Source organism: Salicola sp. AFF1 (assembly GCF_056783195.1).
Genome location: NZ_JBXAYL010000009.1, coordinates 11,930 through 26,058 on the forward strand (window position 1 = coordinate 11,930; position 14,129 = coordinate 26,058).

General features: G+C 63.1%; 7 protein-coding genes and 1 riboswitch. Of the genes, 1 reads left to right on the forward strand and 6 read right to left on the reverse strand.

All coding sequences use genetic code 11. From position 1 onward, the window contains the following. Positions 1-224: 224 nt before the first annotated feature. Together AC1RQI_RS07790 and AC1RQI_RS07795 are read right to left on the reverse strand one after the other, a co-directional pair. Positions 225-4,859, reverse strand: a complete 4,635-nt coding sequence (locus AC1RQI_RS07790; RefSeq protein WP_481904296.1) for a cobaltochelatase subunit CobN — start codon at positions 4,857-4,859, stop codon at positions 225-227. Further along, entirely contained in the window at positions 4,859-6,661 is a 1,803-nt protein-coding gene (locus AC1RQI_RS07795; protein WP_481904297.1) for a TonB-dependent receptor domain-containing protein, read from the reverse strand. Before AC1RQI_RS07795 ends, AC1RQI_RS07790 begins: the two co-directional genes overlap by 1 nt. Before the next feature lie 155 nt (positions 6,662-6,816). After that, positions 6,817-7,035, reverse strand: a riboswitch (cobalamin riboswitch). 151 nt (positions 7,036-7,186) lie between these two features. Here AC1RQI_RS07795 and AC1RQI_RS07800 point away from each other — a divergent pair. Further along, positions 7,187-9,046, forward strand: a complete 1,860-nt coding sequence (locus AC1RQI_RS07800) for a DUF3413 domain-containing protein (RefSeq protein WP_481904298.1) — start codon at positions 7,187-7,189, stop codon at positions 9,044-9,046. A 3-nt stretch (positions 9,047-9,049) separates the two neighbouring features. Here the strand turns inward: AC1RQI_RS07800 and AC1RQI_RS07805 are convergent, their stop codons facing one another. The 4 genes from AC1RQI_RS07805 to AC1RQI_RS07820 all read right to left on the reverse strand — a co-directional run bounded on the left by AC1RQI_RS07805 (position 9,050) and on the right by AC1RQI_RS07820 (position 14,042). Further along, a complete protein-coding gene (locus tag AC1RQI_RS07805) occupies positions 9,050-10,093 on the reverse strand; it encodes a hypothetical protein (RefSeq protein ID WP_481904299.1) in 1,044 nt (347 codons plus the stop codon). 72 nt (positions 10,094-10,165) lie between these two features. Further along, positions 10,166-11,173, reverse strand: coding sequence for a threonine-phosphate decarboxylase CobD (gene cobD / locus AC1RQI_RS07810; protein WP_481904300.1), 1,008 nt, complete (start codon positions 11,171-11,173; stop codon positions 10,166-10,168). Beyond that, positions 11,174-12,109 (reverse strand): adenosylcobinamide-phosphate synthase CbiB, encoded by a 936-nt coding sequence (cbiB, locus tag AC1RQI_RS07815; RefSeq protein ID WP_481904301.1) that lies wholly within the window; start codon positions 12,107-12,109, stop codon positions 11,174-11,176. A gap of 94 nt (positions 12,110-12,203) precedes the next feature. Then, positions 12,204-14,042, reverse strand: a complete 1,839-nt coding sequence (locus AC1RQI_RS07820) for a sensor domain-containing diguanylate cyclase (RefSeq protein ID WP_481904302.1) — start codon at positions 14,040-14,042, stop codon at positions 12,204-12,206. Positions 14,043-14,129: the final 87 nt, after the last annotated feature.

Consider the following 14,129-nt stretch of genomic DNA (forward strand, 5'->3'; position numbering starts at 1 on the left):
GTCCCAGACTGATGATTAGTGACGGAGGGTGTGGGGGTGTTCTCCGGGAACCGCCACAAGTACGTCCGTGTAGGCTACCCGTCGCCCGTCGCGCTGCGCTGTCCTGCTTCACGCGCCGGTCCAGGGTTGCCTTCCATGGCAACCCGTTAGGCCTTTCGGCCTAACTCATGGCGAAAGAGTTTCCCTACGAACACCCCCACACCCTCCTGCATGCGGGCAGAGCTTTAACGGGCTCGTCGGCCCCGCACTACCCCTCCAATGAGCAAGGCCAGTACGGCAGCGCCGATTAGCCACGGGAGGAGGACCTGGCCGCCTTCGGCGGAGGCCTTTTCCTTCTTGGCTTTCTTGGACTGTTGTTGGGCCTGTTTCTTGGCCTGCTGTTGCTTGGGTTTCTGTTTCATTTCGACTTCGCGCATGCTGGCCGGGTCCGTTTTCTTGGACTTTTGGGCTTTCATGCGGGCCGCTTCGAGGACGGCTTTGAAGTCTTTTTTGAGTTCGGCGTCGCTCAACTGTTCCGCTACCCACTTCATGGTGGGGTGGTCGGGCCTGGTGTGGCCGCTGCCGGGAAGGCCGTTTTCAACCACAAGCTTGGCGAAGTCTTTCCGCAGCTTCTTAAGGGTTTCCTCATCCGGCTTCCAGAAGCCGCGGTGGGCGGCGACCAGGGTGATGGCCTGCATGTGGGTTTTGACGTGGACGTTGTGGTCCTTTTCGAGGAACTTGTCCAGCCCCAGGTTGTGGCGGTCCTCGAAGTAGACCTCGTTGATGTCGTCCCACACGGCGGATTTGACCACGTCCGGGCTTGTGACCTGCCAGCCCCAGAGGTTGTCGAGGAAGTCGGCGGACATGGTTCTGGCGCCGGCATAGCCCTGTTCCATCAGGGGTTTGATCCACTGCGGGTTCAGGTTCTGGCCGCGGAGTTCGCTGAGCAGGGCCTGTTGCAGGGATTCGACCCTGGGGTTGTCGGGGTCGGCGTGCATGAGGACGCGGTTGTCCGGGGCCTTGCCGGTTTCGTGTTCCACGGCCATGGAGAGGCCGCCCTGGAAATCGAAGCCGTCGTCGTTGTCGAGCAGGCCGTAGACGTGGCTGGCGCGGCCGAGATAGGTGCGGCCGACGTCATCCAGACGATCCTTGAACGCATCGTGCGCGGGACGGCCGCCCTGCTTGTCGCCACCGAAGGCGTAGCCCATGCGGCGAGTGTAGGCGTCGGCGACCTTGCCACGATTGTCCCAGGCGCCGGAGCGGTCCGCGAGGCGGTTGACGCCGGCGCCATAGGAGCCGGGGGCGGTGCCGAAGACGCGCAGGGCGGCGTCGGTGCCGGCTTTTTCGGCGTTGGCGCCGTTGGCCATCATGGCCTTGGTGTCGGCCACCCAGCGGGCGGCGACGTCGTTCTTGGCCAGACTTTCATTGCCGGGATCTCGCATGTCCTCGGGAAGCGGTTCCATGGCCGTTTCCAGGGCGCGGTCCAGCTGAGGGTGCTTTTCCATGATGGTCTTGTAGGCGCCATCCAGCGCCAGGCGGGAGGCCTGGTCGAGCAGTACCAGCTGGTCCTCGTAGAGGTCCCGGAACAGGCCGGAGGTGGTGAAGAGCGCATCGCGGCGACGGTGGCGGTCTTCCAGCGGCATGCGCTCGAGGCCTTCGACGATGCCCCGGGAGTTCCACTTGGGCTTGATGCCGAGCATGTCCAGGCCGAAGGCGATCATCACGCCTTCATCACGGACGGTGTCCGAGGCCCAGAGGACGATGGCTTCGCTGCCCTCGGCCTTGGGATCGCCCTTGGTGCGGGCGTCCTTGGCCATTTCCGCGCCCAGGGACCAGGCGACGCGGGTCGGGACCAGGTCGCTGGACAGGGCGTGGAAGTTGCGGCCCGTGGGCAGTACCGCTGGCGTGCGCACGGGGTCGTTACCCTCTCCCGGTGGGACGAAGCGGCCATCGAGGCCGGCCATCAGGTGGTCCATCTCTTCGCCGGGCGAGGCCTTAAGCTTCTCGCGCCACTCCGGCTCGGGTTCTTCGTCGTCGCCGGCCATGGAGCTGAGCATGGTCTCGATGCCTTCCTGTTCCCAGTCACGCCCGAAGACGTGCAGGCCCAGGGGCATGAAGCTTTCCTGCATGGTGGTCAGGTAGTGGCCCACCTCGTGCACCAGGAGTTCGTCGTCCACGTCTTCCAGGTGGACTTCTTCCTCGTGCTCGTCGTGGTGGTGTTCGTGGCCGTGTTGATCGCCATCGTCGTGGGCATGCTGATGGGCGTGCTCACCCTCTTCCGGGTGTTCCGCTTCTTCATGCTCGTGATGGTGTTCCTGCTCCTTGTGAGCCACTTCGCCACCGGCTTCATGGTGATGCTCGTGCTCGTGGTGGTCACCATCCTCGTGGTCATGATCATGGGCATGCTCGCCCCCGCCTTCGGGTGTCTCGGCGGTTTCATGCTCGTGATGGTGTTCTTCGCCTTCCTCGTGCTCGCCCTCTTCCTCGTCATGCGCTTCGCCATGATGGTGGCCGTGGGCCAGTTCCTTCTCGATGTCCTGGACCATGTCCAGTTCCTTGAGGCGCTTGCGCAGTTCCTTAACGGCACGGTCGCGGGCGGAGGAATCCGGGTCGTTGGAGGATTCCCAGGTTTCAACGAGCTGGCGCAGTTCCAGCAGGTTGTCGTAGAGCTTGGTGGTCTCCAGCGGCGGCGTGAGGTGGCTGATCATCACGCCCATGGCGCGGCGCTTGGCCTGGATGCCCTCGCCCACCCCGTCAACGATGTAGGGGTAGATGAGCGGGAGGTCCTTGCCCAGCAGTTCCGGGTAGTCGTCCTCGGCCAGGCCGGCGCGGCGCCGTGGCAGGAACTCGCGCGTTGAGTGGCGGCCCAGGTAGACGAGCGCGTCCGCGTTAAAGTCCTTGCGCAGCCACTGGTAGAAGCCGACGTACTGGTGCGTGGGCGGGAAGGTGGTGTTGGCGTGCAGCAGTTCCTCGCTCACTTCCCAGCCACGCGGCGGCTGCGGGCCGATGAAGACGTTGCCGAAGTGGATGCCGGGGAACAGCATCTCGCCTTCGTACACCATGGAACGGCCCGGCGCCTCACCCCAGCCGGAGAGGCCGGGAATGCCGGTGCGGATCAGGGCATCGCGGATGCTGGTGACCTTTTCCGTGGAATCCGTCTCGTTGCGGAGCACGGCGCGCCAGCCGGTCTGGTACTGGTCGAGCAGGTCCAGGGCGCGCTGGGTGGCGTCGTGCTCGTAGTTGCGCAGCATGTGGCGCAGGTCCTTCACGCCGCTCTTGAGCAGGTCGTTGCCAAGCTTGGTGTGGCCGTTGTTGGCGGCGTTTTTCAGCTGGGCGTGGAGGTAGCCCACCGGGCCGTGCTGCATTTCGGCCTGGACGGCTTCCGGCAGCTTCTTGAACCGCTCCAGGTAGGTTTCCTTGCTGACTGATGGCACCTTGCCGGCCAAGTCTTTCAGGCCGGATTGCTGGTCCGGCAGGTTAACGCCCCGGTCCTGGATTTCATCCAGTAGCGCCTCGGGGGATTCGGGCAGCTTGCCGGTCTTGTAGCCTTCCGCTTTCAGGCGCTGCAGGATCTCGAACAGGGATTCGGGGACGTTGAGCTTGTCCGCCCCGATGTTCTGCCGGCCGGGCGGGTGGTTGTAGTAGACCAGCGCGATGCGCTTCTCCGAGTTGTCCTTCTCCTGCAGCGTTACCCACCGATCCATGCGGTTGGCCAGAGCGTTGACGCGTTCGTCCACCGGGGTGGTGAGCGTGAGCTCCACGCCCGTCAGCTCATCAATGCGCGGCGGCTCGGCCACGGACAGCACCATGGGCTGGCTGATGCCCTGGAGTTCGGGCATGGCGAGCTGGTAGTGCACCGAATCCCAGGGCAGCCCTTCATCGGAGAGCAGCCACTCGGGCTTGGTCAGCTTGGAAATGCGGATGCCCTTGATAACGGGCACGTCCAGGTTGTTGAACGCCTTGGTCACGGCTTCACGGCCATCGCCGCCGCCGACGGTGAAGTACTGGAGGCTGACGATGCCGGACAGGGTCGCGGGCTGGATGCGTTCTTCGAGCGTTTTCACCGCCTCAACGCTCGCCCCGCCCCAGCGCGCCAGGATGGTGAAGCACTGGATGCCGCGCTCTTCCATCTGTTCGCAGGCGTCGTCGAGCAACGCCTTGTCGCCCGGGCGGTCGCCGGAGTCCAGGTCGAGCAGGGCGACGGCGGGCCCTTCCTCAAGATTCAGTGAATCCGGGTCGGAACTGGCTTCGCCGTTGCGGTAATAGCGGATGGCTTCACGGGGCTTGGGTTCCGGCACTTCGATGTCGTAACCCGCCTGGGCGAGCAACCAGCGGAAAAGCCCGTCCATGTGCTCGGGGCTTCGGCCCTGGTAGAAGGCGCGGCCCTTCAGCCATTCGGACTGCTCGGGGTAGGCCTTACGCTGGTCCGCCAGGTGGGCAGAAGGGTCCTCCCCCGGCTCGGGGTTGGAGACCATCTCGTTGATGGTCTTGTCCGAAAGCTCATCCATGACCGGTTCGCCATCCAGCCGCGACAGGCGTGTAATCCCGCGCTTGCTGTTCATGGCCATGATGGGCACATCCGCGCCCGGCCCCTGGTTCCGCACCAGCCGCCGGATACGACCGGATTCTTCACCGAAAACAGCAGCCAGGACCATGGCATCGGCATCCGCCCAAAGACTGGCAATCTTCTCATCGGAATAGTCTTTGAGCTGCTCGGGCGTGCGCAGCACGATCTCATGCTCCGGGAATGCTTCCAGGTGCTTTTCCGCCCCAGCCGCCATTTCCACCGAGGAGCGGTCGGAGACAATGCCCACAATGGTGGCGGCGTGGAGCATGGGCGCCACCAGTACCAGGAAGAGGATCCATATTCCTTGTCGCATTACTTCACTCCATAACGAATGCTGGCGTATACCGCCCTGCCAGCAGCAAGATAATCAAAGGACGGTGCAAAACTCCGGCTGGTTGTGCTGTAACGCCGATCCAGGGCGTTGTCGACATTCAGGCTGACCGACAAAAGAGACGTCACATCCATGCCGGCGCTCAGATCAAGCCGGCCAAACCCTGCAAGCTTCTTGCTGTTGGCCTGGTCGTTGTAACGGTCACCCTCGGCGACAAATGACGCGCCCAGGTGGTAGTTGGCTGGTGTGTAATCAGCATCCAGCCTCATGGTGCGCTTGGCACGGCGGGGCAACCGGTTGCCGGTGGACCGGTCTTCCGGGTCCTGGAACGTAAACGAAGCGTTCATTTCAACGTCCGAAACCTCAAAACCACCAGCCAGCTCCACGCCTTCAATGCGTGAACGCCTGATGTTATCCGGCTGGGCGCTGATCAGGTCATCAATATCGGTTCGGAAAACAGCCACATCCCAGAACAGCGCGTCATGGTCGGCCCTGAATCCAACCTCGAGTGTGTCCGAGGTTTCGGGGTCCAGATCCGGGTTGCCAAAGCCAGGGTAATAGAGGTCATTGAAGGTGGGCGCACGAAAGGCCGTTCCATAACTGGCCCGGGCGCTGTAGACGGATCCCAGGTCGTACCCGAGGGCGATAGAGCCGGTGGTTTCTTCGCCAAATGCCTCATTGTCATCCCAGCGCCCGCTGACCTGAAGACTGGCTGGCCCGAACTCACTCAGAAGCTGGGCAAACGCGGCCGTATTGTCCCGGCTGTCCTCGGCGTAGGCCGTGCTGCTGTCCACATCGTCGACGCGGTATTCAGCCCCCGCGATAAGCTCATGATCAGCCCATGCAAAGGAATTCTCCCAGCGGGCCGTGCGGCTGCGGGTATCAAAGAAGCTGGCGCCGGAATCCCGCTCATTATCCTGTTCGTCACGCGCCTCGCTCAGCTGGACGGATGTGGACCAGTGATCCATCACGGGGGTGCTCGCCTTGAGGCCCAGGGTCCGCATGTCGAAATCCGTCTCACCACCGAAGAACTCGGTATTGCCGCTGCTGTGAAGCCCAACAACGCCTACTGAGGCCCCATTATTGAATTCGTGGCTTAGGTTGAAGGTGCCGGCGGCATTCCGGAAGCCTTTGTCCTCACCACCGGGACGCAGGTTGGTTCCGTCCGTGTCCATGTAATGACCCTGAACACTATAGCGGGTGCCGCCGGATTGGCCGCTGATGCCGCCACCATATTGCTGGGTTGCGAAACTACCACCGCCGACCTCCAGCCACTGTTTGTCCTGATCGTCCCGTGGCGTGGTGAATCCCTGGATAACGCCTCCCACAGCATCCGAACCGTAAAGGGAGCCTCTTGCCCCGCGCACGACTTCAATGCGCTGCAGCAGTTGCGGGGGGATGTATTGCCAGGGGGCGCTGCCCAGCGTTGCGGAGCGGATCCGGATCCCGTCAAGCAGCAGTATGGTGGACTCACTGCCCGTACCCCGGGTAAAGACACTGGTGGCCTTGCCGAAACTCCCGCTGGAGGTGACGTTGATCCCTGCCTGACCCTGCAGGATCTGGCTCAATTCCTTGGGGTTGCGTTGCTCAAGCTCCTCGGAATCGATCACCGTTACGGAGGAAAGGCTTTCTTCTGTTGTTTCCACACCCAGGGTCGAGGTGACGACCAGAGGGTCCAGCGTCAGTGCGGCCACTTGGGTTGTGTCGGAACCCTGCTGGGCTGTCGCGTAGAGCGGCGCAAGACTGGCCGCCGCCAGACAGGTAAACAGAGGTAGACGATTCATAACTGGGACTCCCTGGTGCCCGCTGCGCTTCCCCGCACAGCATGACTGAAAGCGTTACGGGAGCAAGCTCGGGAGGACAGGCGGCGGAGAGCTGGAGACTGCGCGGCGCGAGCCGCGGGGGAAGATCCGACCGGCCTGTCGTTGCCCACCGCAACGCATGGCGTTCTTTCCAGGCCGGTCTACGGGCTGATGAGCGGATGCGGGCTGCATCCTGAACGACCGCCTTCCCATGCTTCTCCGGCACAGTGGCGCGATGGCCGCTTTTGACTCAATCACCGTTGCGGGGGCAGCGCCGGACTCACTGCTTGGCACAGCTCACCGACTTCCCGTTTCATCCCTTTTCAATAAGGGAAACCTGAAAGCGGCTCGAACCGTACCAATCCCCCCCTGTGGGGTCAAATCGGCTTGAGCCGCAAGCCAGGCGCAAAGCCGTACAACTACGGATAAGAGCTGGGTTGGATCCCCGAAACCGATTGCCTATTATGAAGTGGCAGATTATGAATCCTGACTATGAGGAAGAGTGGTTTGCAGAAAACCGGACTTGAAAGCGTTGGGCAACGACTGAGCTGGTGCGGCTGGTTCCTGCTCATCAACGGGGCTGTGACACTTCTGATCGGACTGCGCTACCTGCCCTGGATAACCGTCCCGGATCAGACAACAGGGCTTTACCTGAGCGTTCTGTACCTGAGCCAGTTCCCCCTGCTTGCCCTGGTTGTGGGCATGCCCCTGTTCGTGGCCGGCCTGATCCCCAGCCGGCGCCTGCTCATCGCCACGGGCACGGTGTACGCCACCGCGGCCCTGAGCCTGCTCCTGATCGACACGGTAACCTATGCCCAGTTCCGCTTTCACCTGTCCGGCTTTGTACTGGATATGGCGCTGAAAGGGGGCACCCAGGTGTTCTCGTTTCCCTGGCAGATGTGGGCTGTGGCCAATACGGCTGCGCTGGGGGTCCTTGTCGTGGAGTTTCTGCTGGCCGTGGGCCTGACGCGCTGGCGTCCCCGCCCGCGATGGCTGGCTCTCGCCATTTCCGCCATCCTGGCGGGGCAGCTCACGGTGCACGGCTGGCACGCCTGGGCGGACGCCCACCACGACAGCCGGATCACCGGTATAACGCGGACCATACCGCTGTATTACGGCGCAACGGCCAAGCGCTTCATGGCCAACAATGGGCTTGTTGACCCGAAGGTTGTACAGCAGAACCGTGCCACAAGTGCGCTTTCGGATAATAACGGGAGCGGCCAGCTTGACTACCCGCTGGAGCCACTCAGCTGTAGCCCGCCGGAGCAACGGCCTAATGTGCTCGTAATAGCCATCGACGGGGCCCGTGGGGACATGCTGGATCCGCGCTGGATGCCGACTATTCACGCCTTTGCCAAACAGAACCTGCGATTCACCAACCACTACAGCAATGGCAATGCGACCAAGCCCGGCATTTTCACGCTTTTCTACTCATTGCCCGCGGGTTACTGGGACGCCTTCACCAGCGAACAGCGCCCGCCGGTTATGCTGACCCGGGCCCAGGCCCTGGATTACCAGCTCAAGGTTCTTGGTTCCGCGCCGTTGATCAGCCCTGCCTTTAACAAGAACGTCTTTTCGTCGGTCGAGGGCCTGCGGCTGGAAACGCCGGGAGAGGAGCCCTGGGACCGGGACAGGCGCATTACCACGGATTGGCTGCGGTTCACGGAACAAAGGCAAAACGCCAACCAGGATGCGCCATTTTTCGGTTTCCTTTTCTACGATACGCCCCACAACCACCGCGTTCCGGATGACTACCCCGTCAAGTTCCAGCCTTACTGGGATCCGGTGAACAAGCTTGCGTTGGGTCCGGACTTCAACCCGGAACTGATGCGCAACAACTACAAGTCCACACTGCACTTCGTGGATAACCAGGTTGAGCGTGTGCTTTCGGACCTCAAGAAGCGCGGGCTCCTCGCCTCCACCATCGTCATGATCACCGGCGATCACGGCCAGGAATTCAATGACTTCGGCAAGAACTACTGGGGGCATGGCAGCAACTTCGGTCAGTACCAGCTGCATGTGCCGATGATCGTTCACTGGCCCGGCCGGGGCAGCAAGCGCTTCCAATACAGAACGGAACACTTCGACGTTGCGCCCACCCTCATGGGCAAGGCCCTGGGCTGCGACGCCACCCCCGCCGAGCATTATGCAACGGGCAACGGCCTTTTCCAGAAACGCGAGCGCGACTGGAGCATCGCCCACAGTTACATGGATTACGCCGTGCTGCTTGAAGACCACCACATCGTTCAGTACGCCTCCGGTCATGTGGAAACACGGGACGACAACCTTGACCCGGCCCCGGCGTTCACGCCCGAGCCCGCCACTGTCCAGGCCGTGCTCAAGGAGATGTCCCGGTTCTACCGGTAGGCCCTAGTTGCCGCCCGTTGGCAGAACAGCGTCCAGAGCGTCGATCACCTGCTCCCGGCGGGCCTGGTCGGTTCGAATGGAGCGGTTCTGCTCCAGGTGCAGGAACTGGCCCGAAGCAGCCTCCGCCGGCTGCGTGCAGGCATCCGGAGAGCCATTACGCTGGCGCCCCTGCACATTGGTGGTGCCACACAGGTGATGGGTAGCCTCTGTATTGCCGTAGGCATTGCAGGTGGTGACGGAACGGTCCGGGAACCGCGCAGCCAGTTCACCGTGGAAGCGGGCGACAGTACTGGATTGCTCCGTCGCCCTCTGGGTGCCATTGGAAAGGCTGATTCCCTCCCGCGACATGCCATGCAGGTTCAACACCCAGGTGTCCGGATACAGGGCGCCAATCTCACGGTGGGCCACCTGGAAAAAGGCCTCTAGAGTATGGGCCATGTCCGACTCCCGGAACGGCTCGCTGCTGCCGCTACAGACCGAGGTCGTGCCATCACAGCCGGAAGGTGTGCCATTGGCGCAACGGTGGCCCGCGTTCACCAGCAAGGCCCGGGCGTTCAGCTCCCGGAAGATCTCCATGGCCTGCGTAAGGGTATCCGTCTCGAAGAAACCATGGGGCGACTCCACCACCAGTGGGCGGGCATCGGTCTGGGCGCGTATCGCCCAGCGGGCATGGCCTTCACCCGCGTTCACGGGATACCAGAACACCAGGGTCCCCGCGGCGCTGTCCGAGCGGCACAGCTCATAGGCAGCCGCACTGGCGCCGGCCAGTGCTGCTTTGTAGTCCGTGGTCGCGAACGACTGAAAGGCATCCTGGATGTGGGAGCGGCGGGTACTGGAGGGAACCACATAGGCTTCCGAATCCGCTGGTGGTGCGTCGATTCCGGTAGCCTGGACGCGTTGCCACGGGTCCCCGCTACAGGCCGGGATCACCTCAGCCAGGGTTTCCGGCTCGTTGGCGCCGTCACTGGCGCTGTCACTGGCGCTACCACCACCACAGCCCGTTAGCGCCAGAACCAGCCCCAGCACAATCAACCGGCACGTCATCATCGCCCCCTGTCCTGCCTAGCCCTATGGCATCAAGATAGTTCGTAAAGCGCGATATCTGCCAATCCAGTCGGGTTAAACCTTCAAAAAAGCGGGCAAGCGCGCCAGAGCGTTCTCCAGATGCTGCCATTCGGACGCCGGGCCGGGGAGCCCGAAGCGCAGTGCCGGCGGCGTATCGAACACCCGCACAAGCACGGCCTGTTCCGCCAGAGCCTCAGCCACCTGCCGCGGGCGTTCATGAGGGCAGTACATGAAAAGCGGGGTTCCGCCGCCAGGTGGCAGGCCCGCGTCCCGCAGCATGCTCGCGAGACGGCCACTGTCCACTCTGAGGCGATCGGCCGTGGCCTGCTGCCAGTCCGTATCCGCCAGCGCCCGACGCATCAGGAACCGGGCCGGATGGCTGACGGCCCAGGGGCCGAGGGCGTCACCGAGCCTGTCACAGAGACTGCCCGGACCGAACACCAACCCCGCCCGCAGCCCCGCCAGTCCAAAGAACTTGCCCAATGACCGATAGACCACCAACCCGGACCGCCCGGTCTCCGGAACCAGGCTCTGCTCCGGCTCCGCGTCAATGAAGGCTTCATCCACGACCAGCCAGCCGCCCTGGCGTGACAGGCGTTCATGGCAGGCCAGCAAGCGGCTCGCGGTAAGCGCCTCACCCGTTGGGTTGTTGGGATTGACCCAGACCAGCGCATCCAGCCCGGCAAGCGCCTCGTCACTGGGAAGCGCGTTGAATGGCACCACTTCGTGCCCGCCAGCCCGCCACCCCTCGGCGTGTTCCGCATAGGCGGGCTCCGGCACCCCGATACGCCCCGGCGCCCGCAAGCGGGGCAACGCCTGGATCGCGGCCTGGGTTCCAGCCACCGGAAGACAGCCGGCCGTCTCCGGCGCGCCAGCCCAGTGCCGGGCCAGCCCCGCAAGTCCATCATCATCTTCCGGTAGACGCTGCCACACCTGGGTTGGCAGCTCGGGCACAGGCCACGGCCAGGGGTTGATCCCCGTGGAGAGGTCCAGCCACTGTGCCAACGGGATGCCCCAGTGCCGCGCCGCTTCGTTCAGGCGACCGCCGTGTGATGCCACCACTTACAAGACTCCCCAATCCAGCGCTTCAACAAGCGCCATAATCACCATGACCACCACCAGCCACAACACCAGGCTGCGCTGGATCAGAGCGGCGGCCCGCGAAATGGTTCCAGCATCGGCGACAGCACCGCTACCCAGCACCGGGCGCTCACGCCAGCCCTCATGATAGGGCGCTCCTCCACCGAGCCGAACCCCCAGAGCGCCGGCGCCGGCTGCCATCACGGGTCCGGCATTGGGGCTCTCCCATACGGGGGCCTGGGTCCGCCAGCACCGTAATGCCAAACGCGTCTGGCCAGCCAGTGCATACCCCAGCGCGGTGAGCCGGGCAGGGATCCAGTTCAGCGCATCGTCCAGCCGCGCTGCCGCGCGCCCAAACCGGTTGTACCGTGGCGAGCGGTAGCCCCACATGGCGTCCAGGGTGTTCACCACGCGGTGCAGCACCAGCCCCGGAAGTCCGCCCACCAGGAACCAGAACAGGCTCGCGAACACGGCGTCCGCGCCGTTTTCCAGAAGGGATTCCGTCGTGGCCGTGGCAATACCTGCTTCATCCAGTGACCGGGTGTCGCGGCTGACCATCATGCCGGCACGTTCACGGGCCTCCCCCAGATCCGCCGCCACCAATGGCCGGTACACCGCCATGCCGTGCTCCACCAGACTCCGATGACCGATGGCCAACCAGAGCACAACCGTGCTGAGCCCCATCCAGGCCAGCAGCGGCAGCCAGGAAGCGGCAACGGCCAGTGCCACCAGGGGTGCCAGGAGGGTGAGCATCGCCAGCAGGCCGGTGCCAACACCCGCGCCTCCCTCGCGGTTGAATGCCTTTTCCAGTACGTCAACACACCAGCCCAGCCCCACCAGCGGGTGCCAGCGCCTGGGCTCGCCGAGCAGACGGTCCAGTACCAAGGCCATAACGAACACAGCAAAGACCCATTTCATGCATCAGCCTCATCGCCAAACAGCCGGAGGAGTTTACACTGGCTGTTCCGGCGGGTGCGAACCAAATGTCCTGTGTTAACCGGCTACTCCCAGCTCAGTCACTGCGCGGCCAACCGGGCCCAAGGTCACACTCTGGGTCATGAACGCAAACCTGATTACGGCCCGCCGCCTTGGCCCGATACAAGGCCTGGTCGGCCCTTTGGATCATGTCATCAGCGGTGGCGTCGGTACCCGGCCTGAGCGTGGCCACGCCAGCGCTGACGGTGAATGACAGGCAATGCCCACCATGGGCGATCCCGGTCTGGGCCAACTGCTCCCGCAAGCGCTCAAGGACACCCAGCGCGTCATCACCATCCGCATCCAGGAACACCAGCAGGAACTCCTCACCGCCGTAACGCACGGCGATATCCGGCGTGCGGACGTGATGCATCAGAATTTGTCCCAATTGCTGCAGGCAGGCGTCGCCCGCCTTATGCCCGTAGGTATCATTAAGACGTTTGAAATGGTCTATATCGACCATCACCACGCTCAGGGACCGATCGTTGCGTTCAGCTCGCGCGATTTCCCGGGGCAGGGCCTCCGACAGGTAACGGCGGTTCTTGAGGCCGGTCAGCCCATCGGTAACACTGAGTTCATTGAGCCGCTGGTTGACCTGCTCCAGCTCAGCGGTACGGGCCTGCACCCGGCTCTCCAGTTCCCGATTGTGACGCTCACTCTCGGCCAGCATGGCCGCCTGGGTCTGGAACCGAAGGCGGCGCTCAATATTGATGCGCTGCGCCAGCGCGAACGACAGCAGAAGCACCTCCAGGAACGACCCCACCTGGGCAGCCGAGTCCGTAATGGCGTTGGAGGGCAGTACGCCCCCTTTGCTGAGCGCCAGAATGAGCAGCCCAAGCAGCAGGAAGGACCAGGCAAGAACGTAATACGGCGCCGTGCGCTGCTTGCGGATCCATGCGTAGACGGCCACGGAAAAGCTGTAGAGCGTTGAAAAAACCGCAAGGGGGATGGCCAGCACAATGGCTGAGTAGTAGCTGAGAATCCCCGAAGCCAGCACCATCAATCCGCCAATCGCCGCCTGGAGCAACAGAATGGCATTGAGCCAGCGCGACAGGCGCCGTATTGCCAGAAAGGAACTGGTGAACAGCGCTGCAAAGGCCAGGGCTAACCCGAAGAACACGATGAGCGATTGCAGGTTCCAATCTGGCGCCTGGGGCCACAGGTAACGGAACGTATACCCATTAATGGTCGCCACAAGGATCACGATGCTGAACACCGTTCCCACATAGAGAATGTAGTTGCGGTCCCGCAACGCAATGAACAGAAGCAGATTGTAGAGCCCGATGGCGACCAGCGATCCCATGTAGCCCCCATCAAGGGTACTCCTGAATGTACTTTTGGCCTGGAACGACGACAGCTTTGACAGCGTCAGGGGGACCTGCAAGGCCGTATCCGTTTGCACACGCAGATAGAAGTGGCGCGTTTCCCCCGGTTTCCAGCGCACGGGCACCGCAAACCGGCGATTCTCATAGGGGCGCTCACTGAAAGGCAGGGAAGCGCCCATGCGCAGCAAGCGCCAGTCCGGGCCCTCACTAGTGCCGATATGGAGCCGGAGGTCCTGGAGTAACGGGTAGTCAATGGACAGGATGCGCCGGCGCTCATCCGCCGCCCTGTTGGTCAGGGACCAGCGTATCCACCAGGTGGTGTCCTCATAGCCCTTATTGAAGGTGGTATCCGGGTGCTGTGACCAGCGCTCGCTCCGGCGCACATCCTCAAGGGTCAGGCGGCCACTGGGATCTTCCAGAACTTGCGTCATGCCAGCAAGCTGTCCGTCATTGCCATCCAGGGTCCGCGTCGCGGCGCCCAGCGGCAATGCCTTCACCAGCAATACCAACAAGACGGCTAACTGCCAGCCCGACAGCCGGTCGGACGTCATCAATCTAACTCCATGGGGTTCCATCACAGCCAGGGCCTACGTCAGTCTAGTCCGGACTCAGCGCCTGTGCACTTATTGACCTGACAC